The sequence below is a fragment of the Stenotrophomonas sp. Steno-Z10-BAI genome, from assembly GCF_056393115.1.
Map to the genome: position 1 here is coordinate 448895 of NZ_JBWJOZ010000003.1, position 22740 is coordinate 471634.

General features: G+C 64.3%; 21 protein-coding genes, 5 tRNA genes and 1 other RNA gene. 19 read left to right on the forward strand and 8 right to left on the reverse strand.

The genetic code is table 11. The annotated features are described in order from the left end of the window. The first annotated feature begins 125 nt into the window (after positions 1-125). The 10 genes from tig (at position 126) to AC06E9_RS10975 (ending at position 9326) form a co-directional block, all read left to right on the forward strand. Positions 126-1418, forward strand: coding sequence for a trigger factor (tig, locus tag AC06E9_RS10930; RefSeq protein WP_121042977.1), 1293 nt, complete (start codon positions 126-128; stop codon positions 1416-1418). 66 nt (positions 1419-1484) lie between these two features. Next, a complete protein-coding gene (clpP, locus tag AC06E9_RS10935; RefSeq protein WP_121042979.1) occupies positions 1485-2111 on the forward strand; it encodes an ATP-dependent Clp endopeptidase proteolytic subunit ClpP in 627 nt (208 codons plus the stop codon). A 126-nt stretch (positions 2112-2237) separates the two neighbouring features. Next, positions 2238-3527 (forward strand): ATP-dependent Clp protease ATP-binding subunit ClpX, encoded by a 1290-nt coding sequence (clpX, locus tag AC06E9_RS10940; protein ID WP_019185803.1) that lies wholly within the window; start codon positions 2238-2240, stop codon positions 3525-3527. 142 nt (positions 3528-3669) lie between these two features. Beyond that, on the forward strand, positions 3670-6144 hold the full coding sequence (gene lon / locus AC06E9_RS10945; RefSeq protein ID WP_478056036.1) for an endopeptidase La: 2475 nt from the start codon (positions 3670-3672) through the stop codon (positions 6142-6144). A 207-nt stretch (positions 6145-6351) separates the two neighbouring features. Further along, positions 6352-6624 carry an HU family DNA-binding protein gene (locus tag AC06E9_RS10950; protein WP_019185801.1) on the forward strand — a complete coding sequence of 91 codons (273 nt, stop codon included), beginning with the start codon at positions 6352-6354 and terminating at the stop codon, positions 6622-6624. 11 nt (positions 6625-6635) lie between these two features. After that, positions 6636-6710, forward strand: a tRNA-Val gene (locus AC06E9_RS10955). Positions 6711-6738: 28 nt separating this feature from the next. Next, a tRNA-Asp gene (locus AC06E9_RS10960) sits at positions 6739-6815 on the forward strand. An 83-nt stretch (positions 6816-6898) separates the two neighbouring features. Continuing rightward, positions 6899-6975, forward strand: a tRNA-Asp gene (locus AC06E9_RS10965). A gap of 88 nt (positions 6976-7063) precedes the next feature. Then, a tRNA-Asp gene (locus tag AC06E9_RS10970) sits at positions 7064-7140 on the forward strand. 212 nt (positions 7141-7352) lie between these two features. Beyond that, a complete protein-coding gene (locus AC06E9_RS10975; protein ID WP_478056037.1) occupies positions 7353-9326 on the forward strand; it encodes a peptidyl-prolyl cis-trans isomerase in 1974 nt (657 codons plus the stop codon). A 166-nt stretch (positions 9327-9492) separates the two neighbouring features. Here AC06E9_RS10975 and AC06E9_RS10980 read toward each other — a convergent pair whose 3' ends face one another. Beyond that, entirely contained in the window at positions 9493-10707 is a 1215-nt protein-coding gene (locus tag AC06E9_RS10980) for a lytic transglycosylase domain-containing protein (RefSeq protein ID WP_478056038.1), read from the reverse strand. Then, positions 10704-11471: a hydroxyacylglutathione hydrolase gene (gene gloB / locus AC06E9_RS10985; protein ID WP_478056039.1), complete on the reverse strand. Its 768-nt coding sequence runs from the start codon at positions 11469-11471 to the stop codon at positions 10704-10706. The genes AC06E9_RS10980 and gloB overlap by 4 nt, the downstream gene beginning before the upstream one ends. Before the next feature lie 11 nt (positions 11472-11482). Between gloB and AC06E9_RS10990 the strand changes: the two genes are divergently transcribed. Genes AC06E9_RS10990 through dnaQ form a run of 3 tightly spaced genes read left to right on the forward strand, consistent with a single transcriptional unit; the run spans position 11483 to position 13327 of the window. Then, entirely contained in the window at positions 11483-12127 is a 645-nt protein-coding gene (locus AC06E9_RS10990) for a hypothetical protein (protein WP_478056040.1), read from the forward strand. An 11-nt stretch (positions 12128-12138) separates the two neighbouring features. Then, positions 12139-12591: a ribonuclease HI gene (gene rnhA / locus AC06E9_RS10995; RefSeq protein ID WP_121042991.1), complete on the forward strand. Its 453-nt coding sequence runs from the start codon at positions 12139-12141 to the stop codon at positions 12589-12591. A gap of 4 nt (positions 12592-12595) precedes the next feature. Beyond that, positions 12596-13327 (forward strand): DNA polymerase III subunit epsilon, encoded by a 732-nt coding sequence (gene dnaQ / locus AC06E9_RS11000; protein WP_121042993.1) that lies wholly within the window; start codon positions 12596-12598, stop codon positions 13325-13327. 45 nt (positions 13328-13372) lie between these two features. Here dnaQ and AC06E9_RS11005 read toward each other — a convergent pair whose 3' ends face one another. Then, complete coding sequence (locus AC06E9_RS11005) at positions 13373-14077, reverse strand: PP2C family protein-serine/threonine phosphatase (protein WP_121042995.1); 705 nt, start codon at positions 14075-14077, stop codon at positions 13373-13375. A gap of 165 nt (positions 14078-14242) precedes the next feature. On the opposite strand from AC06E9_RS11005, the gene AC06E9_RS11010 reads away from it, so the two are divergent. Both AC06E9_RS11010 and AC06E9_RS11015 read left to right on the forward strand, forming a co-directional pair. Then, positions 14243-14333, forward strand: a tRNA-Ser gene (locus AC06E9_RS11010). 462 nt (positions 14334-14795) lie between these two features. Further along, a complete protein-coding gene (locus AC06E9_RS11015; protein WP_019185792.1) occupies positions 14796-15203 on the forward strand; it encodes a DUF6165 family protein in 408 nt (135 codons plus the stop codon). Here AC06E9_RS11015 and AC06E9_RS11020 read toward each other — a convergent pair. Further along, complete coding sequence (locus AC06E9_RS11020) at positions 15182-16237, reverse strand: glycosyltransferase family 9 protein (protein ID WP_121042997.1); 1056 nt, start codon at positions 16235-16237, stop codon at positions 15182-15184. The genes AC06E9_RS11015 and AC06E9_RS11020 overlap by 22 nt on opposite strands. 21 nt (positions 16238-16258) lie before the next feature. On the opposite strand from AC06E9_RS11020, the gene AC06E9_RS11025 reads away from it, so the two are divergent. The 3 genes from AC06E9_RS11025 to AC06E9_RS11035 are packed head-to-tail and all read left to right on the forward strand — an operon-like array spanning position 16259 to position 18146. Beyond that, a complete protein-coding gene (locus tag AC06E9_RS11025; RefSeq protein WP_458233618.1) occupies positions 16259-17008 on the forward strand; it encodes a 3-deoxy-D-manno-octulosonic acid kinase in 750 nt (249 codons plus the stop codon). Beyond that, positions 17008-17775 (forward strand): MBL fold metallo-hydrolase, encoded by a 768-nt coding sequence (locus AC06E9_RS11030; protein WP_478056041.1) that lies wholly within the window; start codon positions 17008-17010, stop codon positions 17773-17775. The genes AC06E9_RS11025 and AC06E9_RS11030 overlap by 1 nt, the downstream gene beginning before the upstream one ends. 2 nt (positions 17776-17777) lie before the next feature. Then, a complete protein-coding gene (locus AC06E9_RS11035) occupies positions 17778-18146 on the forward strand; it encodes a nuclear transport factor 2 family protein (RefSeq protein ID WP_478056042.1) in 369 nt (122 codons plus the stop codon). Between the two features lie 45 nt (positions 18147-18191). Here AC06E9_RS11035 and ffs read toward each other — a convergent pair. After that, positions 18192-18288: signal recognition particle sRNA small type (gene ffs, locus AC06E9_RS11040), an RNA gene on the reverse strand. Between the two features lie 278 nt (positions 18289-18566). Here ffs and AC06E9_RS11045 point away from each other — a divergent pair. Further along, positions 18567-18884, forward strand: a complete 318-nt coding sequence (locus AC06E9_RS11045) for a DMT family transporter (RefSeq protein ID WP_123728503.1) — start codon at positions 18567-18569, stop codon at positions 18882-18884. Positions 18885-19818: 934 nt separating this feature from the next. On the opposite strand, the gene AC06E9_RS11050 is transcribed toward AC06E9_RS11045, so the two are convergent. From AC06E9_RS11050 to AC06E9_RS11060, 3 genes are all read right to left on the reverse strand, one after another. Next, entirely contained in the window at positions 19819-20202 is a 384-nt protein-coding gene (locus AC06E9_RS11050) for a hypothetical protein (RefSeq protein ID WP_478056050.1), read from the reverse strand. Between the two features lie 490 nt (positions 20203-20692). Further along, positions 20693-21820, reverse strand: a complete 1128-nt coding sequence (locus AC06E9_RS11055) for a hypothetical protein (protein ID WP_478056043.1) — start codon at positions 21818-21820, stop codon at positions 20693-20695. Positions 21821-22486: 666 nt separating this feature from the next. Then, positions 22487-22740 (reverse strand): hypothetical protein (locus tag AC06E9_RS11060; protein ID WP_478056044.1); only part of this gene is annotated, 254 nt, incomplete at its 5' end.

The window sequence follows — 22740 nt, forward strand, 5'->3', positions numbered from 1 at the left end:
GCGCTGGCGTTTATCGGCGAAACTACAGGGCTGCGGCGGGCATGCGCGTCCACGACCCCGCGTCCAAAACCCGTTTCATCCATCACATCGTGCCGGGGCCCATGCCGCCGGTGGCAGGAGTCAACATGCAAGCTTCGATCGAATCCACTGGCAATCTGGAACGCCGCCTGACCTTCTCGCTGCCGGAAGACCGTCTGCAGACGCACATCAGCGGCCGTCTGGGCGAAATCGCCCGCACCACGCGCATCAAGGGCTTCCGCCCGGGCAAGGTGCCGGCCAAGGTGATCGAGCAGCGTTTCGGCCAGCAGGTCCGCAGCGAAGCCGTCGACGGCCTGCTGCGTGAGACCTTCGATGCCGCCCTGCGCGAGCACGAGCTGCGCATCGCCGGCACCCCGCGCATCGACAAGGGCGAGGGCGAGCTGTCCTTCGTGGCCACCGTCGAGCTGGTGCCGGACTTCGGCGACGTGGACGTCAGCAAGCTGACCGTGGTCCGCCACACCGCCGAGATCAACGACGCCGACATCGATCAGATGATCACCAACCTGCGCGAACAGCGCCGCAGCTGGAGCCCGGTCACCCGTGGCGCCCAGGACGGCGATCTGGTCGCCCTGGAAACCTGGTCGCAGGCCGGCGATGAGCGCCTGCCGGCCGAAGGCACCGAAAAGGGCAGCGTGATCGTCGGCCAGGGCATGATGTTCGAGCAGATCGAACAGGGCCTGGTCGGTCTGACCGCCGGTGAAGAAAAGACCCTGGACGTCGAGTTCCCGGCCGATTGGCGCGTGCCCGCGCTGGCCGGCAAGCAGGTCAAGGTCACCGTCAAGGCGGTGGACGTGTCCGCGCCGGTGCTGCCGGAGGTCGATGCCGAGTTCATCAAGAGCTTCGGCGTGAAGGGCGGCGACGTGGAGCAGTTCCGCAAGGACATCCGCGCCAACCTGGAGCGTGAGCTCAAGGGTGCCCTGATGAACCGCCTGCGCCGCGAAGTCGGCGAGCAGCTGATCGCCGCCTACGCCTCGGTGGAAATGCCGCCGCGCCTGGTCGAGAACGAAGCCCGCGCCATGCTGGATCAGCAGCTCGAGCAGATCCGCCGCAGCGGCCGCAACCCGGGCGACGTCCCGGCCGATGCCCATGAAGGCTTCAAGGAAGCGGCCGCCAAGCGCGTGCTGGTCGGCCTGCTGGTTGGTGAAGTAGCCCGCAAGAACGACCTGCGCCTGGACCCCAAGCGCCTGAATGAAACCATGCGCCTGATCGCGTCGACCTATGAAGAGCCGGAGCAGGTCATTGAGATGTACCGCAACGACCCCCAGCTGATGAGTGGGCTGCAGAATCGTGTGATGGAAGAGCAGGTGATCGACTGGATCGCCGAGCGCGCCCAGCACACCGAAGAGAAGCTGTCGTTCCAGGACGCGATCCGCCAGTAAGCGGCCCGCGTTTTACGCCCCGCGCCCCGGCGCGGGGTCGTTCCCCCCAAAATAGGTGCCTCACTAATGGACAACCGAACCACAGCCCTGAACATGGTTCCGATGGTGGTCGAACAGACCAGCCGCGGCGAGCGCGCCTATGACATCTATTCGCGCTTGTTGAAAGAGCGTCTGATCTTCCTCGTGGGCCCGATCGACGATCACATGGCCAACGTGGTGGTGGCGCAGCTGCTGTTCCTGGAAGCGGACAACCCGGAAAAGGACATCAGCATCTACATCAACTCGCCCGGTGGCGTGGTCACCGCCGGCATGGCGATCTACGACACCATGCAGTACATCAAGCCGGACGTGAGCACCATCTGCGTCGGCCAGGCCGCCTCGATGGGCGCCCTGCTGTTGGCGTCCGGCGCAGCCGGCAAGCGCTATGCGCTGCCGAATTCGCGCGTGATGATCCACCAGCCGCTGGGCGGCTTCCAGGGCCAGGCCACGGACATCGACATCCATGCCCGTGAAATCCTGACCCTGCGTTCGCGCCTGAACGAAGTGCTGGCCAAGCACACCGGCCAGTCGCTGGAGACCATCGCCCGGGATACCGAGCGTGACAACTTCAAGAGCGCGGTCGATGCGGTGGCCTACGGCCTGGTCGATCAGGTCCTGGAGCGTCGTCCGGAAGAGTCGATCCAGCCGGCGTAAGGTTGTGCCAAGCCGGGAAACCGGCTTGTTTCCACCGGGTCGGGCAGGACTGGCGTCCTCCTGACCCTGTGCTATTCTCGAATCGAACCCCCGTTCAGTCGGGTGGGGTAACTGGGTAAGCGAAGCATGAGCGAAGACCGCCAAGGTCGTTCCACGGACACCGGCAAGATCCTCTACTGCTCTTTCTGTGGAAAGAGCCAGCATGAGGTGCGCAAGCTGATTGCGGGTCCGAGCGTGTTCATCTGCGATGAATGCGTCGAGCTGTGCAACGACATCATCCGTGAGGAGCTGGAGGAGAAGGCGCAGTCGGCCCGCAGTTCGCTGCCCAAGCCGCGCGAGATCCTCGAGGTCCTGGACCAGTACGTGATCGGGCAGAACCGCGCCAAGCGGACCCTGGCCGTGGCCGTATACAACCACTACAAGCGCATCGAGAGCCGCCAGAAGAACGACGAAGTCGAACTGGCGAAGTCGAACATCCTGCTGGTCGGTCCGACCGGTTCGGGCAAGACGCTGCTGGCCGAAACCCTGGCCCGCCTGCTCAACGTGCCGTTCACCATGGCCGACGCCACCACGCTGACCGAAGCCGGTTACGTGGGCGAGGACGTGGAGAACATCATCCAGAAGCTGCTGCAGAAGTGCGACTACGACGTCGAGAAGGCACAGCAGGGCATCGTCTACATCGATGAAATCGACAAGATCTCGCGCAAGAGCGAGAACCCGTCGATCACCCGCGATGTGTCCGGCGAAGGCGTCCAGCAGGCCCTGTTGAAGCTGATCGAAGGCACCGTGGCCAGCGTGCCGCCGCAGGGCGGTCGCAAGCACCCGCAGCAGGAATTCCTGCAGGTGGACACCAAGAACATCCTGTTCATCTGTGGCGGCGCGTTTGCCGGCCTGGACAAGGTGATCCAGCAGCGTTCCAACGATTCGGGCGGCATCGGCTTCGGTGCCAAGGTGAAGAGTTCCGAGCGCAAGCAGGAAGTGGGCAAGATCCTGGCCGAAGTCGAGCCGGAAGATCTGATCAAGTTCGGCCTGATTCCGGAGTTCGTCGGCCGCCTGCCGGTCGTGGCGACCCTGGAAGAGCTGGACGAGGCCGCCCTGGTGCGCATCCTGACCGAGCCGAAGAACGCCATCACCAAGCAGTTCAAGAAGCTGTTCGAGATGGAGCACGTCGAGCTGGAGTTCCGTCCGGACGCACTGGCCGCCATTGCCCGCAAGGCGCTCAAGCGCAAGACCGGTGCCCGCGGCCTGCGTACGATCGTCGAATCGGTCCTGCTGGACACCATGTATGACCTGCCCTCGGCAGAGAACGTCAGCAAGGTGGTGGTGGACGAATCGGTGATCGAACACAAGTCCGAACCGTACCTGATCTACCAGACGCCACCGGCGCCTGAACAGAAGGCGGCTGGTGCTGAATAATCAGTTCAAGTAATTGAATTGAAAGAATTTTTTCAGAACAGCTTGCATCTAGAAGCCGATGGCCCCATAACGAGGCCATCGGCTTTTTTTGTATCCGGGCGAGGCGCCCGGAGGCCATCCCCACTGTTCCACTGGAGCCCACATGGCCCGTTCCCCAACTGAGACTCTCGACCTGCCGGTACTGCCGCTGCGTGACGTGGTGGTGTTCCCGCACATGGTCATTCCGCTGTTCGTCGGCCGTGACAAGTCCATGCATGCGCTGGAGCAGGCGATGGAAGCGGACAAGCGCATCCTGCTGCTCGCGCAGAAGTCCGCCGAGACGGATGATCCGTCCGCCGCCGATCTGTACCAGGTCGGCACGCTCGCCCAGGTCCTGCAGCTGCTGAAGCTGCCCGATGGCACGATCAAGGTGCTGGTCGAAGGCCTGTCGCGCGTCAACGTCACCGACGTGACCGAGCGCGACGGCGCGCTGCACGGCGTGGGCATGGAAATCGAATCGGACGAGTCGCGCGAGCCGCGCGAGATCGAGGCGATCGCCCGTTCGCTGATGTCGCTGTTCGAGCAGTACGTCAAAACCAACCGCAAGCTGCCGCCGGAGCTGCTGCAGACCCTGGCCGGCATTGATGAGCCCGCGCGCCTGGCCGACACCATCGCCGCGCACATCAGCGTGCGCCTGGCCGACAAGCAGCGCCTGCTGGAAACGCTGCAGATCGGCGACCGCCTGGAAATGCTGGTCGGCCTGGTCGATGGCGAGATCGACGTGCAGCAGATGGAAAAGCGCATCCGTGGCCGCGTGAAGTCGCAGATGGAAAAGAGCCAGCGCGAGTACTACCTCAACGAGCAGATGAAGGCCATCCAGAAAGAACTGGGTGACCTGGACGACGCGCCCGGCGAGATGGACGAGCTGGCCCGCAAGATCGCCGAGGCGGGCATGCCCAAGCCGGTGGAGACCAAGGCCAAGGCCGAGCTCAACAAGCTCAAGCAGATGTCGCCGATGTCGGCCGAAGCCGCGGTGGTGCGCAACTACCTGGATTGGCTGCTGGGCGTGCCGTGGAAGAAGCGCAGCAAGGTCCGCAAGGACCTCAAGGCCGCACAGGACACGCTGGATGCCGATCACTTCGGCCTGGACAAGGTCAAGGACCGCATCCTGGAATACCTGGCGGTGCAGTCGCGCGTGAAGCAGATGAAGGGCCCGATCCTGTGCCTGGTCGGTCCGCCCGGCGTGGGCAAGACCTCGCTGGGCCAGTCCATCGCCAAGGCGACCAACCGCAAGTTCGTGCGTATGAGCCTGGGCGGCGTGCGCGACGAGGCCGAGATCCGCGGGCACCGTCGTACCTACGTGGGCTCCATGCCGGGCCGCATCGTGCAGAACCTCAACAAGGTGGGCAGCAAGAACCCGCTGTTCGTGCTCGATGAGATCGACAAGATGTCGATGGACTTCCGTGGCGATCCGTCGTCGGCGCTGCTGGAAGTGCTGGATCCGGAGCAGAACAACGCGTTCAACGATCACTACCTGGAAGTGGACCTGGACCTGTCCGAAGTGATGTTCGTGGCGACCTCCAACTCGCTCAACATCCCCGGCCCGCTGCTGGACCGCATGGAAGTGATCCGCATCCCCGGTTACACCGAGGATGAGAAGCTCAACATCGCCATGCGCTACCTGGTGCCCAAGCAGATCAAGGCCAACGGCCTGAAGCCGGAAGAGCTGGAGATCGAGGCGGACGCGATCCAGGACATCGTGCGCTATTACACGCGCGAGTCCGGCGTGCGCAACCTCGAGCGCGAAGTCGCCAAGATCTGCCGCAAGGTGGTCAAGGAGATCGCGCTCGCCGGCCCGGTGGCACCGGCCAAGGCCGCCAAACCGGCCAAGGCCGGCAAGAAGGCCAGCGCAAAGAAGAAGGCGCTGGTGGTGGTCAACGGCAAGAACCTGGACAAGTACCTGGGCGTGCGCCGGGTCGATTTCGGCCGGGCCGAAGAGCAGAACGAAGTGGGCCTGGTCACCGGCCTGGCCTGGACCGAAGTGGGCGGCGATCTGCTGCAGATCGAATCCACCCTGGTGCCGGGCAAGGGCCAGCTGATCCTGACCGGCCAGCTGGGCAACGTGATGAAGGAATCGGCCTCGGCGGCGCTGTCGGTGGTGCGTTCGCGCGCCGAGCGGCTGGGCATCGACAACGAGTTCCTGCAGAAGCACGACGTGCACGTCCATGTGCCCGATGGTGCCACGCCCAAGGATGGCCCCAGCGCGGGTATCGCGATGGTGACCTCGCTGGTGTCCACGCTCACCAAGGTGCCGATCCGGGCCGAAGTGGCGATGACCGGCGAGATCACCCTGCGTGGCCGCGTCACGGCCATCGGCGGCCTGAAGGAGAAGCTGTTGGCGGCGCTGCGTGGCGGGATCGCCACGGTCATCATCCCCGAGGAGAACCGCAAGGATCTGGCCGATATCCCCGCCAATGTCACCCGCGATCTGAAGATCGTGCCGGTGAAGTGGATCGAGGAGGTGCTCGACCTGGCCCTGGAGACGCCACTGACTGCACCGAAGCCGAAGAAAGATGGGCAGCGTGTCACGGTACGTGGCAAGTCCAAGACAGCTTCCACGACGCGCGTCAAGCACTGACGCGTGCTGTGGAAATGCCCGAAACCCGCGTCGTTATTGGCTTTTCAGCTTGCGCGGGTAGGGGGGCACTGGTATAAAAGCACCACTCGCAAGTCAGCGTCATGCTGAATTCGGCGAACTGAGAACTTCACTGGCATCCGGCGGCGTATCGTCCTCGGGTGTCTCAATGTTGAATCCGCGGAATCCCCGCCAAAGGAGCTGTAGAGAATGAACAAGACCGAATTGATCGACGCCGTTGCTGAAGCCGCCGACCTGACCAAGGCCGAGTCCAGCCGCGCCGTTGATGCCGTCATCGCTTCCGTCACCAAGGCCCTGAAGGGCGGTGACGCGGTGACGCTGGTGGGCTTCGGCACGTTCCAGGTCCGCGACCGCGCTGCCCGTACCGGCCGCAACCCGAAGACCGGCGACACCATCAAGATCGCTGCGTCGAAGAATCCGTCGTTCAAGGCTGGCAAAGCCCTGAAGGATGCCGTAAACTAAGCGGCTTGCTGGGGTGCTTAGCTCAGCGGTAGAGCGTCTCCTTTACACGGAGAGGGTCGGGGGTTCGAAACCCTCAGCACCCACCAGGCACTGCCAGTAAAAGTTTTGAAATGTGGAGCGGTAGTTCAGCTGGTTAGAATGCTGGCCTGTCACGCCGGAGGTCGCGGGTTCAAGTCCCGTCCGCTCCGCCAGTTTCAATAGGGCCCCTGAGCGATCGGGGGCCTTGTTTTCTCCAGCGACGCAGGTCGCGGTGGAAACAAAAGCGGTTTAGTGCGGAGCGGTAGTTCAGCTGGTTAGAATGCTGGCCTGTCACGCCGGAGGTCGCGGGTTCAAGTCCCGTCCGCTCCGCCAGTTTTAAAAAACCTCGAAAAAAGCAGTATTTCGGGGTGGGCAATCTGAATATCTTCGGATAGAATGAGCGCCTGCAAAGTTCAAGTGCGGAGCGGTAGTTCAGCTGGTTAGAATGCTGGCCTGTCACGCCGGAGGTCGCGGGTTCAAGTCCCGTCCGCTCCGCCAATCTTTGAAAGGCCCTTGGTGAAAGCCAAGGGCTTTTTTTTTGTTTTCAATTCAGCATGTCGATCGACGAGGCGGCGCACGCCCGTCGTCCGCCACGGTCAGCGGGTGTGGCAGCGGGCGGATCGCGCGCAGGGGCGGCCGCGGGCACTTTTGGAGCCTGCCGCGAAGCGGGTTACACTGCCGGGCTCGCCAATCAGGCCTTGATTTTTCCCATGCTGCAGAAACTTCGCGACAAGACCTCGGGCTGGATCGTTACCGTGATCCTGGGGCTGCTGATGATTCCGTTCCTGTTCGTGATCGACTCCAGCTACCTCGGTGGCGTCGGCTCGCAGAACGTGGCCAAAGTGGCCGCCCCGCCGACCTGGTGGAAGTCCGCCCCGTCGTGGTGGCCGGTCTCGTTCCTGTGGCAGCACCATGAGATCAGCTCCAACGATTTCCGCGTGCGCTTCGAACAGGCGCGCCAGCAGGCACGCCAGGAACAGGGCGAGGATTTCGATCCGCGCCAGTTCGAAAGCACCGAAAGCAAACTGGCCGTGCTCGATCAGATGATCGATGAGCAGGTCGTGCGCCTGGCCGGCGAACAGTCCGGCATCGTGATCGGCGATGGTGCCGTGCGCGAGTACATCGCCTCGATCCCGGCCTTCCTGGATGCGGACGGCAAGTTCAACCAGGACAACTACCGCATCGCGCTGGCCAGCGGTAATCCGCCGCGCACCCCGACGCAGTTCGAAGCGCTGGTGCGCGAGAGCATCCAGCAGTCGATCATTCCGTCGGCCCTGCAGCGTTCCGGGTTCACCACCCAGAGCGAAGCCGAGCGCCTGATGAAGCTGCTGGGCGAAACCCGTGATGTCGAACTGGCCGCGCTGCCGGAAACCCCGGCCGATACCACCGAAGTGACCGACGCGCAGATCAAGCAGTGGTACGACAGCCACGCCAAGGATTTCCGCCAGCCGGAAACCGTGTCGCTGGAGTACGTCGAGATCAACGGCGCGAACCTGCCGGCGCCGGCGGCGGCAGACGAAGCCACCCTGCGCAAGCGCTATGAAGATGAGAAGGCACGCTTCGCGACGCCGGAACAGCGTCTGGCCTCGCACATCCTGATCAGCGCCGACGGCAGCGATCCGGCCAAGCTCAAGGCCGCTGAAGAAAAGGCCACGCGCCTGGCCGCGCAAGCCAAGGCACCTGGCGCCGATTTCGCCGCACTGGCCAAGGCCAACTCCGAAGATCCGGGTTCCAAGGACACCGGCGGCGACCTGGGCTGGGTGGAACGCGGCGCGATGGTGAAGCCGTTCGAAGATGCCCTGTTCGCCATGAAGGCGGGCGAGGTCACCGGGCCGGTCAAGACCGACTTCGGTTTCCACGTGCTCAAGCTGCGTGAGACCAAGGGCGGCGAAGGCCGTTCGTTCGACGAGGTCCGTGACCAGCTGGCCGCCGAGCAGCTCAAGGCCGACACCGACCGCGTGTTCACCGAGCTGAGTGGCCGTCTGGTCGATCTGGTCTACAAGAACCCGACCTCGCTGGAAGGCCCGGCCAAGGACATGAGCCTGCCGGTGCAGACGATCGGTCCGTTCACGCACGCCACCGCCAGCGGCATCGCCGCCAATCCGGCCGTGCTGCGCGCGGCGTTCTCCGACATCCTGACCCAGGATGGCACGGTGAGCGACCCGATCGAACTGGGCCCGAACCACAACGTGATGATCCGCGTGACCGAGCACAGCCCGGAGCAGGCGCTGCCGCTGGCCAAGGCCCGTGAGCAGGTGATCGCCGCGATCCATGCCGACCGCACCCGCCAGGCCTCGGAGAAGGCCGTGGACGCCGTGCTGGCCAAGCTGAAGGCCGGGCAGACCCTGCAGGCGCTGGCGACCAGCGACAAGCTGCAGATCAGCCCGCTGCCGGGCCTGCCGCGTACCCAGCCGGTGCCGACCCCGGAGATCAACCGCGCCGTGTTCAGCGCGCCGCTGCCGGCCGAAGGCAAGCCGAGCTACGGCAAGGTTGCCGTGCAGGGCCGCTACGTGATCTACGCGGTGACCAAGGTCACCCCGGGCAACGTGGCCGAAGTGGATCCCGCCCAGCAGCAGCAGCTCAAGGAGCAGCTGAGCCAGATCGACGGCATGGCCGCCGCCAAGGCCTACGTCGACGCGATGCGCAAGCACTTCAAGGTGCAGACCGAAGAAGCCAACCTCTAACGGGGGTCGGCTTCTGCAGGAAAACAAACAGCCCGGCAATGCCGGGCTGTTTGTTGTGCGCGCCTCGTCCGCCATGCGGGTTTCGCCGGCGCCGGCGAACAATGCCCGGAAACGACACTGCCCGGCAGAACCGGGCAGTGTCGTCACCTGCAATGCGGACGCGGAGTCAGTCTTCGACGCGCAGCACCGCTCCCGGCTTGAGCACACTGCTGCCACTGAGCCCATTGAGCGACAGCAGCGCCTTCAGCGGCATGCCGTAGCGGCGGGCGATGGTCCAGGGCGACTCGCCATCGCGCACGGTGTGGCGGCGGCTGCGCGGGCGGTCCGCGCTGGCCACGGTACGGGTGGCCACCGGGCCGGGCGCCGTTCGCGCCGCCGTGGTGTCGGCCGGTGCGCTCGGCGCCACCGCAAGGGCGGCCACGCTGGCACTGGCATCCACCGGGGCGTGCGCGGTAGGGGCCAGAACCGTCACCTGGCCGCTCGGGCGGCCTTTGCCGCTGGCCAGGGCCGGGTTGAGGCGGGCGATCCGCGCCGGGTCCAGATCGCGCTGCTGGGCCCACTGCTGGACGCTGGTGCCGGCCGGCAGGGTGTGGCCCTTGAGCACGGGCACGGTGCGATCCAGCGAGGCCATCACCGCAGGCTCGGTTTCCGCGTCTTCCAGCACGCAGGCCAGCGCATGCAGCTTCTCGACATAGGCATAGGTGACCGGCGACAGCCCCGGCAACTCGGCCGGCCGCGCGTTCTGCGCGTTCATGCCCGCCTTGCGCAGCGACTGCAGCACCCGGTACTCGCCGGCGTTGTAGGCCATCGTCGCCAAACGCCAGTCGCCGCCGAACATGCCGTGCAGGGTCTTGAGGTACCGCACCGCGGCCTGGGTGGAATCCACTGCCGAGAGGCGACCGTCGTAGCCCGGGGTCATCTGCACGCGGTGGTTCTTGGCGGTGGTGGCGATGAACTGCCACAGGCCGGCCGGGCCGCCGCCGTTGCGGGCGTTGGGCCGGTAACCGCTTTCCACGAAGGGAATCAGCGCGAATTCGGTTGGCAGGTCGGACTTGCGCAGCTCTTCGACCACGTAGCCGAACAGCACCAGGGCGTCATCGTCCTGGTTGGCCAACCGAGAGGGGGCATGCGCGAACTGCTTCTGCCAACGCGGGCTGGTCGCCTCGGCGTCACAGGTGGGTTCGGCCAGGCCAGCGCGGAAGCTGGCGAAGATATCCTGCCCGTTGCGCACCGAGGCCGGCGGCAGGGCCGCAGCGGTCAGGGGAAGGGAGGACAGGCCGGCCACGTTCTGCGACATGCCGGCGGTCAACGACTGGGCGCCCGCGCTGCCGGCCACGGCGATCGCCAGGCCAAGCGCGAGCGGCAACAATCGCCGACTCATGTTCGAAATCCGTCTTTCCAGTGTCGCAGGCCTGCGACAACATCGACTTCATCGGTAACGGGACGCCCGAGATGGGCGCTGACGGCCGCCTGGATGGCGGGGGTGTTCGTACGCAGGAACGGGTTGCATTCCAGCTCGCTTGCCAGTGAAACCGGCAGCGTTGGCAGGTCATCGCGGCGCATGGCCAAGGCCTCCTCATGGCGCTGCGACAACGCAGCGTTGGTGGGGTCTACATGCCGCGCGAAGACGGCATTGGACAGGGTGTACTCGTGGGCGCAACAGACCATCAGTTGCGCTGGCAGGGACGCCAGCTTCCGCAGGGATGCCAGAAGCTGGGGAGGCGTACCTTCGAACATGCGCCCACAGCCCAGGCTGAACAACGCATCGCCACTGAAAAGGTGTTCAGCGGTGTGAAACGCGATATGGCTCCGGGTGTGCCCGGGCACGGATACTACGTGGAACCCCAGCCCCAATGCCTGAACGCATTCACCTTCGGCGACCCGATGGGCCGGGACCTCAATGCGCGGTTCCGCCGGTGCATAGACCTCCACCGCCGGAAAACGGGCCTGAAGTTCGGCGACGCCGCCGATGTGGTCGTCGTGGTGATGGGTCAGCAGAATGCTGTGCGGGGCCCATCCCTGCCGCGCTGCGGCGGCCAGGACGGGGTCGGCCTGGCCGGGGTCGATGACCACGGCGCGGCCGTCGTCGGCGACCAGCGCCCAGATGTAATTGTCCGCAAACGCGGGTAGGGCGGTCAGTCGCATAGAATTGGACCATGCCCCTCGTGCCGAGCCCCCGTCAAGCGACAGTCGCATCCTGGTTTGATACTGAACCGGCACAAGCGTTGTGCCGTCTGGAATCCGAGCGGTTGCGCACCCTCCTCGCCGAGCGTCCGGTGAACCCCTGGCTGTGGCTGGCACCGACGCCTGGCTGGTTGGGGAGTGTGGAACTGCCCGGCCGTGGCCTGCGCCTGTTCCGGGACGGCGCGGCCTACGCCGGGGACGTGCACTGCGGGCTGCCGTTGCCGCTGCCGGACGAGAGCGTCAATGCGATCGTCCTGCAGCATGTCACCGCGCGGGATGCCGAGCCGTTGATCGCCGACTGCGCCCGTGTCCTGATGCCGGGCGGCCGCCTGTGGCTTTCCACGCTCAACCCGTTCAGCCCGTACCGCCGCCAGTGGCGCCATCACGGGCTGGTCGTGCGCAGCCCGCAGCGGCTGCGCCACACCCTCACGCAGGCAGGCCTGAGCTGCGAAGACCTGCAGTACCTCGGCCCGATGTGGCGTGACCGCTCGCCGGCGCGGCGCGATCTGGCCCCGCTGCGTGCTGCCTGCCTGTTCACCGCTGAAAAACGCACTCTGGCCTTGCCGGGACCGACGCCCGTGGCTGCGCCACGCTGGCACGGCACCGTGGCCACCTGATCTGGAATGGAATGAAGACGATAGAAATCCACACCGACGGTTCCTGCCTCGGCAATCCCGGTCCCGGCGGCTGGGCGGCGTTGCTGCGCTACAACGCGCACGAGCGCGAACTGAGCGGTGGTGAAGCGCATACCACCAACAACCGCATGGAGCTGATGGCGGCCATCTCGGGGCTGGAAGCGCTCACCGAGCCGTGCAACATCGTGCTGTTCACCGATTCGCAGTACGTGCGCCAGGGCCTGACCGAGTGGATGCCCGGCTGGATCCGCAAGAACTGGAAGACCGCCGGCGGCTCGCCGGTCAAGAACCGGGAGTTGTGGGAGCGCCTGCACGCGGCCACGCTCAAGCACACCATTGACTGGCGCTGGGTCAAGGGCCATTCCGGCGACCCGGACAACGAGCGCGTGGATCAGCTGGCGCGCGACGCCGCGATCCGGATCCGCGCCGCTGGCCCGGTACACTGAGCCCATGCGTCAGATCATCCTTGATACCGAAACCACCGGCCTGGAATGGCGGAAGGGCAACCGCATCGTCGAAATCGGCTGTGTGGAACTGCTCGAGCGCCGCCCCAGTGGCAACAACTACCACCAGTACCTCAAGCCGGACTGCGAGTTCGAACAGGGCGCGCAGGAAGTCACCGGCCTGACCCTGGAGTTCCTGGCTGACAAGCCGGACTTCGCCCAGGTCGTCGACGACTTCCTCGCCTACATCGACGGCGCCGAGCTGATCATCCACAACGCGGCGTTCGATCTGGGCTTCCTGGATAACGAGCTGTCGCTGCTGGGCGACCACTACGGCAAGATCACCGACCGCTGCACGGTGATCGATACGCTGAAGATGGCGCGCGAGCGCTTCCCCGGCCAGCGCAATTCGCTGGATGCACTGTGCCGTCGCCTGGGCGTGGACAACGCCCACCGCCAGCTGCACGGCGGCCTGCTCGATGCCCAGATCCTGGGCGATGTGTACATCGCCCTGACCTCGGGCCAGGAAGAAATCGGCTTCGGCTCGGCCGATGAGCAGAAAACCGGCAGCGCCCACGCGCAGACCTTTGACACCTCGCGCCTGCTGCCACGCCCGCGCGTGGTTGCCACCGCCTCCGAGCTGGAAGCGCACGAAGCGCGGTTGGCCAAGCTGCGCAAGAAGGCCGGCCGCGCGATCTGGGATGGTGAGCCTGAAGCGGTGGAAGCGGTCAGCGCCTGACGGCCCGCCCCCGGTAGATCCCGGCCGTTGGTCGGGATGCCTGCCTCAATGACACCGCACCAGGATCACGGTGATGTTGTCCGAACCGCCGCCATCCAGCGCGGCGGCGACCAGCGTATCCACGCATTCCTGCGCACTGGCATCATCGAAGGCGAGGGTACGGGCGATGCCCTTGTCCTCGACCTCTTCGGTCAGCCCGTCGCTGCACAGCAGCAACTGCATGCCCGGGCGCAGCTCACCGGTGGTGGTCGCCACATTCAGGTGCGCCGGATCGGTTACGCCCAGCGCCTGGGTCACTACATTGCGATGCGGATGCGCACGCGCCTGCTCGGCGGTCAGATTGCCCTGCGCGACCAGTTCCTGGACCACGCTGTGATCCTGGCTGAGCTGGGCCAGCGTGCCGTCGCGCCACAGGTACGCGCGGCTGTCGCCGACCCACGCCACCTCATACCGACTGCCCTGCACACGGGCCGCCACCACGGTGGTGCCCATCGGCAGGCTGTCGTTGCGGCGGCGCGAGGTGCGGATGATCTCCTCATCGGCGATGCGGATCGCATGCGCCAGCGTCGCCCCGCGGCGGATCTCGCGCACGATGGTCTCGCGCGCCAGCGCACTGGCCACCTCACCGCAGGCGTGCCCGCCCATGCCATCGGCGACCAGCCAAAGCGCCAGTTCGCCATCGCCGTAATACGTATCCTCATTGAGGTCACGGCGCAGGCCGGGGTGGGTCAGGTGTCCGAATTCGATCATGAAGGCGCGTGCCGGTGAGGATTGCGAGGGATAACGGCATGATCGCGGCCCGCCGGACATCCGGCAAGGCATCCATACAGAAGAAATTCACTTCTTTGCCCGCAATGACTTGTCGCCAGCGCGTCCTGCCCGTATCATTCGCGTCCCGGTTCGCCGGGACCATCTGGAGAGGTGGCAGAGCGGTTGAATGTACCTGACTCGAAATCAGGCAGGCGTTTATAGCGCCTCGGGGGTTCGAATCCCCCCCTCTCCGCCAGATACATGAAAAAGGCCGCCCATTGGGTGGCCTTTTTCATGTCCGAGATCGGGCGTCTTCCGACCGCTACGAAATGAGCGGCGCCCAATTGCGGGGGGACGAGAACCCCCGACGGGGGTTCGACGGATCTGCAGGAGCAGATCCGGACAGACGAACGTCTGGCCCTGGAGCGCGCAAGCGCGGAAGGGCGGGGTGCAGGGATGCACCCCGCAATCCCAATGAAGCGGCCACCCTGTTTCCGAAGCCCTCAGCGCCATCACCGACATTCCCGGGCGCGTGGCGACGCGGTCATCCCCAACGGCGTCTCCAGCTCTGGGAGGCGCGGCCCTGGAGCGCGCAGCGCGGGAGGGCTGGGTGCATGGATGCACCCAGCAGTCCCAATGAAGCGGCCGCACGCTTGCCCCACACCCCTCCAACATGCGCTCCGCTAAACTGCCCACCTCACGTATACGGATCCCCACCATGACCGCTGAAATCCTCGTCCCCGTGTCCTTCGGTGAACTGCTCGACAAGATCTCGATCCTGCAGATCAAGTCCGAGCGCATCAGCGACGAGGCCAAGCTGGCCAACATCCGCACCGAGCTGAGCGCGCTGGAAAAGACCTGGATGGCGCACCCGGCCGGGGTCAAGGACATCGCGCGCCTGCGTGCCGAACTGAAGGCCGTCAACGAGCGCCTGTGGGACATCGAAGACAACATCCGCCTGCAGGACAAGGCCCAGGCCTTCGATGACCACTTCGTCGAACTGGCCCGCAGCGTCTACCAGCAGAACGATGAGCGTGCCCGCATCAAGAAGGACATCAACCTGGCGCTGGGCTCGCTCTACGTGGAAGAGAAGTCGTACAAGGATTACGCGCCGCGCGGGGCGTAATCGGCGACATACCGCTCGAAGGCGGCGATGCCGTCCTCGACCGTGATCAGCTGCATCACGTCGTCGAATTCGATCTTCGCGCCCCATTTCAGTTCGCTGGCCGGCTTGCCCAGGAATTTGCGCGCGGCAGCGTCGTAGCGGTCCACGCAGTAGCGGCGGTCGGAGTAGGGGCCGCTGCGGTGCGGGTTGCTGGCCGCATGCAGGCCCAGCACCTTGGCGCCCATCGCGTTGGCGATATGCATCGGGCCCGAATCGGGCGTCATCACCAGCGCGGCGCGCGCCAACAGGGCGGGCAGCTGCTTCAGCGTGTCCTTGCCGACCAGATCCAGCGCCGGGGTGGTGAGCTGTGCCTGGATGGCATCGGCCATGCCGCGCTCCAGGTCGCTGCGCCCACCGCACAGCACCACCCGCCAGCCGCGTGAGGTGGCGTGGTTGGCCACGGCCGCATAGCGGTCGGCATACCAATTGCGGCGCACGTGGCTGGAGCAGGGCGAGATCATCAACACCGGGCGGCCATCGTCGGCCCATTGGGCATTGGCCCACTCGAACGCCGCCGGCGGCACGGCCAGGTCCCAGCTGACCTCGGTCTGTTTCAGGCCCAACGGCTCGCAGAAGCTGCCGATCGCGTCGAGTACGTGGATGCCCGGGCGGTCGGGAATGCGCTCATTGATGAAAAGCCCGTGAAGGTCCTTGGAGCGCGATCTGTCGTAGCCGATGCGGCGTTTGGCGGGTACGAAGGCAGACAGCACGTTGGCGCGGAAGGCGACCTGCATCTGCAGCAGCGCATCGAACCGCCCCGCGGGAAGGCTGTCGCGCAGGGCCCGCATGCCGGCCAGGCCGGTCTTCTTGTCGTAGCTGTGGAAGGTCACGCCGGGCAGCCCGTCGAGCAGCTTGTGGCCGGCCTTGTCGATGATCCAGTGCAGTGACACCCCGGGATCGGCCTGCTGCAGGGTGCGCACCAGCGGCACCACGTGGGTCACGTCCCCCAGCGCGGACAAACGCAAAAGACACAAGGAAGAGGACGTTGGTGCCATGGTGTTGTTAGACTCGAAGGAATGGTCGCATTCGACGCCACTGAAGCGCTGACGCCCTGCCGCGATGGACGCGGTATCGGCGCCATTCTGTTCGACCGCGAAGCCTTGCGGCAAGCCGAGATGAGCCTGTTCGCGCCGGCCCACTGGGGCGAGCGGGCACGACCGGTCGCCGATGGCGGCCGCGGCGGCGCCTGGTTCGTCGATGCGCCCTTCGGTCATGCCGTGCTGCGCCAGTACCTGCGCGGCGGCCTGGCGGCCAAGCTCAGCCGGGACCACTACCTCTGGCGCGGCGCCAACCGCACCCGCAGTTTTGCCGAATTCCGGCTGATGCGCGCCCTGCACGCACAGAAGCTGCCGGTACCGCGCCCGATCGCCGCGTTCTACATGCGCGAAGGCCTGCGCTACAAAGCGGCGATCCTGATGGAGCGGCTGGAGGGCGTGCGCTCGCTGGCCGACCGCGCGCTGGTCGCCGGGCGCGGCGCGCCATGGGAAGAGACCGGCCGGCTGATCGCGCGCTTCCATCGCGCCGGGCTGGACCATGCCGATCTCAACGCCCACAACATTCTGTTCGACGCCAACGGCCACGGCTGGCTGATCGATTTCGATCGCGGCGTGCTGCGTATCCCGGCCACCCGCTGGCGCGAACGCAATCTCAAGCGGCTGCTGCGCTCGCTGATCAAGCTGCGCGGTGAACGCAGTCATGACGATGTCGAAAAGGACTACGCACGGCTGCGCCGCGCCTACGACCTGGCCTGGAACCGGGGTTACTGATGGACTGGGCATTGCGCTTCATGGGGGTCGGCAATGCGTCGGCCGTGCAGCTGGGTTCGCCGATGGCGGTGATCGAGCGCGACGGCCGCCCGTGGCTCACCATCGATTGCGGCGGGGAAGGGCTGACCGCCTTCCAGGCGCACTACGGGCATGTGCCGCAGGCCCTGTTCGTCACCCATGTGCACCTGGACCATGTCGCCGGTTTCGAACGCCTGTTCGTGGGTGCCTATTTCTCGCCGCAGCGTCGTGGGCGCATCCGCGTGTACGTGCCGGCGACGGTCGTGCCGCTGCTGCACAGGCGCGTGGCCGATTATCCGAACGTGCTGGCCGAGGGCGGCGCCAACTTCTGGGATGCCTTCCAGCTGATCGTGGTCGGCGATGCGTTCTGGCATGACGGCGTGCGCCTGGAAGTCTTCCCGGTGCGCCATCACTGGCCGGAAACCGCGTATGGGCTGCGCCTGAAGGGCGCGGTCACCTGGAGCGGCGATACCCGCCCGATTCCGGAAATGTTGGCGCGCTATGCCGACGACAACGAACTGATCGCCCACGACTGCGGCCTGCACGGCAATCCCTCGCACACCGGTGTGGATGACCTGGAGCGTGAGTACACGCCCGAGCTGCAGGTGCGGATGGTGCTGTACCACTACGCCAGCGAGAGCGACGGCGATGCGCTGCGCCAGCGTGGCCACCGCGTGGCCCTGCCCGGTGAACGTGTGGCGCTGGCCACCCCGACCGCCATGCACGTGCTGGCCCAGGATCCTCCCTGAGCATGGACGACGCGCTGGACGCCCATCTGCAGGCGCTCGAACGCGCGTTGCATGGGCCGGCGGTCCGCGGTGATGTCGCGCAGCTGGCGGCGCTGTTGGATGACGACTTCCGCGAGATCGGCAGCTCGGGCACCTGTTTCGACCGTGCTGCCGCGTTGGCCGAGATTCCGCGCGAGCGCGCGCAGGTGGAGATCGTGTCCAGCGATTACGAGGTCGGCCTGCTGGCCCCGACGCTGGCGCAGGTGCGCTACCGCAGTTGGTATGTGATCGACGGGGCGCGCCAGCGCGAGGTGCTGCGCAGCTCGCTGTGGCGGCTGCACGGCGAGGCATGGCGGATGGTGTTCCACCAGGGCACGCCCGCAGCGCCTTGAGCGGCAGCATCGCGTGGGGAAAACCGGGAGCCCAAAAAGGTGGCGGCCCCGCCGGCTGACCTCGGCGCCCGCGTCGATCGATACCGTTGCTGCCTTCCGGCCCTGGCGGGATTTTCGACCTAGCGTCGCGAGGGGCCGACGGGGCCACCATAGAGACGTTCCGGCTGCAGGGCGATCAAGGATCAGCCGGCCGCAGGCGGAAGGTGCACCGCAGGAACAGGCCCGGCAGTGCAGTCGCGCATTCTAGCGCATGCGTGGCACGCAGTGCCAGACGCGGAGGCTGAATCCCGTGTAGCCCGTCGTGACACGGAGCGGCCAATGCGCGGGCGGGTTGCTAAAATGCGCTGCACAGGAGGAACGGCCTCCCCCATTTCGGGAATCACTGACCAGGACGGCCTGGCCCCCATCAAGGAGGGCCGCATGGCCTGGATCTATCTGTTGGCAGCGGGTGTACTGGAAATCGTCTGGGCGTTCTCGATGAAGCAGTCCGAGGGGTTCAGCAAGCTCACCCCCTCGATCATCACCCTCGTCACCATGATTGCCAGCTTCTGGCTGCTGTCGTTGGCGATGCGCACGTTGCCGCTGGGCACCGCGTACACGATCTGGACCGGCATCGGCGCGGTCGGTGCGTTCGTGATCGGCATTACCTTCCTCGGCGAACAGGTCAGCGCGATGCGGATTGCCGCAGCGGTGTTGATCGTGAGCGGGTTGGTGTTGATGAAGTTGTCGAGCAGCTGAGGCGCTAAAAGCGAAGGCTGCGGCTTCAAGGGTAGAGCCACGCCACGCGTGGCTGGCGCACTGCTGACCCGATCAAATCACTGGCGCCGCTCAGTGCGGCGCCAGTTCGAGCGACGGATTCACTGCATTCGGCTTCGGGTGCAGGCTGGCCGCTTCATTGGGATTGCTGGGTGCATCCATGCACCCAGCCCTTCCGCGCTGACGCGCTCCAGGGCCAGCCGTTCGGCTGTCCGGATTCGCTCCGGGCGAATCCGTCGAACCCGTTGGGGTTCTCGTCCCCCATGCTGTCCGTCGCACAAATAAAAAGGCCGCCCCTGAGGGCGGCCTTTTTTTTTGTGTGGCGGAGAGAGGTTCTATTGACAGTAGGGGCGCGACGTTGCAGCTTTGTATGGCCGTTCCCTCTCACAGAAGGAGTCAAGTTATGTCGATTAAGCCTGGCCCGAAGCCGATCGCTCCGTCCACCGGAGAGCCGGATAAGCGTCGACGAGACAATAAGGATACGCCCGGGAACACGCCTAGTTTGAAGCCGCACAAGCACAAGACTGGCAAGTGATTGACAGCAGAGCGGTTCAGGGGGCGCGTGTCGGCGCCCCCTTTTTGTTGTTTGCCATGGTGGGTGAGTTGCTGGCAGCGGAATGATGGGCACGACTCACGGGTCGCGCATCGCTGTGGTGCTGCGCTGGGGCTCACTACGTCCGCCAGTTTCAAAGTGGAGTAAAAGCGGTTGCACTCTCCGAAATCCCGACACCAGTGGCCCGCACTGGTATTGCGATGTGGTGGCCATAAGCTTCCAGGAAGGGGCCGGCTCTCTCTGCGAGATCACCTGCGCGGCCCGGGCGCCTTCGCTCTTGGGATTGGGCGCTTACCGAGATCCAGCCGAGCAATGAGCCCTTCTTCTCTTGGGTATGCGCTTTTTGGGCATCTGGCGGGAGACCTAACGGCCGCCCTGAAACTTGAAGGTGAAGCGGGCGGCGGACCTGGAGGTCTCCCCAGCGACAGGCACAGGCGTAGCATCGATCAGCGTCAACATCCCATCAGCTACAGGGACCGGGACGCCCAGCGTGAGGTCAATCTCCTTCGACCAGCCGCCACCGAGCACTGTCGACCTGATGACCAGCCGGCCGGCCTGAATGCATTGAACGTCGGCCGGGCAACGGCTGTCTTCGATAACCCAGTCCGGGCGCACCGTGGGGCCATCAACCGCCGCAATCTCTCCCAGGCGCACCGGGCCTTCGATGGGCCGGCTCGCGACGGGATCACCTGTCGCGCACCCTGCAAGCGATATGGCTATCAGCGCTGCAAGTGCCTCCACTCTCATCCAAAATGTCAGGGCGGCTTTTCGTTTTGCGATTCGCATGGTTGGGGTGGCTCCAAAGATGGCCTGAGTGTCCCACAGCTCTGCGATCCACGGCTGAGATGCGCGCCGGAAACTCTGAACTCTGAACCTAATGCTGTAGGCATGAGCACTCTTAGTGAGCCGGAACTTCAGCGCGGCGCTGTACAAGCAGTGGGTGGACGACCCACAGGGCAAGCGAGTAGATGGGGTCACGGGCGGCATGGGGAAGGACGGCGCGCACAATGTAATTGCGGTATACGCTCCTCATGGAATGGGGTCTCTCCGATGTTCCATGCCCACGTAGACGGCCGCCAAGCGGCCCAGGAGTCGGCTCAACAGACCCTCCAGCAAGCTGAGATGCTTCAGCAGAATCAGGCCCGCCTAAAGGCGATGAAGAAGACGCAGCAACGGACCCAGCAGCAGGAGCAAGGAATGCGGATAACGATGGGTGGAACATGATGATGCGTGGCCGTTAGCTTGGTTCTTCCTTTAGTTCGAACTCCATACCAAATGGTAGCGTGACAACCATGCCAAGATCGTCCGGTGTCCTGTGCTGAGCCCATTTCCCGTGCCGTTCACGCAAAAAATGGTCAAGGGCCTCTGTTTCTAGTTTACCTCCAGGCTTTGCAGTCTTTGCTAGGACATCGCGCACCTCATTTTTAATCCGAATCGTGAATGTCAATTTGGAGCGCTCACGACCTGGTCCGTCTTCATCAAAGAATCGGGTTGCAGATTTCTCTAAACAATTTTCTGAATCAAGAAAGCCGGACTCTTCAAATTCTGTCTGGTTTTGCAGTTTCGCTGTTTCGCGTTCCGTCGCGTTATTTATCGAAATAATGCGGCCAGTTGTTTGGAGTCCAGCGAAAGTCAGACACCTTGAGAAGAAGTCACGTCGGATTGCCGTGGCAATTATATCGGAATTTACTTCTTCGAGTTGTTTGAGCTCTTCGGGAATAGGGTCGGCAAAGATGATGCGGGCAGGTTCGCTGCTGGCAAACTGCGGCACGAAGATCCCTCCGACCATGGAAGAGTGGAAAAGATTGGGGCTGCAGTTGGAAATGTTGTTTTTCTGCTGAATGCCGTTGGCAATGGATTCTGACAACTTCGATAGGCTGTCCTGGGATCCCTTGCATTCCAACACGTGAAAATGACCGCTGGCATCCAGTGCAATGAAATCAGGGCTTTTCGCTGGTCCTTTCTTTTTCGGATCTTTAGCTAGTGTGGCAAAGCCGCTCAGGACCGTTGCTAAAACTCTCGTAGTGTCTCCAAAGTGGGTGAAGTCACACTCATCGACCAGGAAATAGCTGGTTAAACCGAGACCGAAATCATCCGAGAGAAGTGTTTTTTGATGGCTGTCCAGATCCGTCCATTCTGACCGAAGGCGCAAGCGAGGTGCATTTTCCAAGGCAGGTAGATAGCGCATCCATGGCCAAAACTGGGCCAGGCTGAAGGCTTTTGCATGAATCGGCGTGGTAAGTATGCCGGTCACGAGAAGTGCCGACAGCATTTCGCAATCCCATTCCATAGAGGTGGGAACTAATGGGTGGAGCTTCTTTGTGCCGTGCGAGGTGTCTTTGGTCACAATGATCTTCTTGAACATGTTGTCCTTTCCCTGTATGTGGCGCTGAGCGGGCCGCGTAAGCGAATCCAATACGGATCTTGCAAACGGGCATACATGCATCGTTGCCGTCTGTGCACTCAAGTTTTAGCACCACGAGCTATGTCGCGGCTATCCCTCTATCTCATGGGCGGCCGCCCGGCCTACGGAGCTGCAACGTGGGTAACGTGCCGGGCAAACGTGCTCGGCGTGTGCGGATGGTCGTGGTAGAGTTGAGGTGGGACTAAGCGCCCACCTCTTCTTCTCGATTAGATGGACCGGAGAGCGCCAGTGCCTCCGCCGCAATCACGGCACAAACGGTCGAACTACAATCCGGGCAGACCGAGGGCTTGAGATGCCTCTCGGGCGAGAAAGGGACCGCGGCGTCGCATTCGCTTCGCGAGCCTAGCTCTTGAATCTCTTGCATCCTCAGCTCCGCGTCCCCCTTGACGGCCAAATAGCTCGAGTTGCACTTGCCATTGGGACAGAGAGCGGGGCCGGGATGGCGGCCGACCGCAAGGTTCCCAATGGCGACGCCGTCCAGATATGTCCTAGAGTCCCGCAAAAGACCCGCAGGCGCTCGTTAAACGTTTGAACGTCAACTTTCACAGGGTGCCGGTGGGCGCAGAACAATGAAGAGCGAGGTGCCGGTCTTCAGTCCTCGGGCAGTCAGTTGGGCGTCCAGACGCGTTCGCTTGATCGAAGCGCGCGCCTATTCCGAAGTTCGTTCATATGTCTTTCGACCCCTTCGGATTTCCTCGAAAACGAGTTGCAGCGCACGAATTCAATGTCCTCCCAGAATCCTCTCACGGCCATCATCATCTGCTCGAGTAGGACGCAGGGAAGAGTGATGGTATCGAAGGCAGGATGCCGGGGAGCGTCGAGAGGGACGGCGCGAATTCCAGCGATGGTCGAGCCGGGTG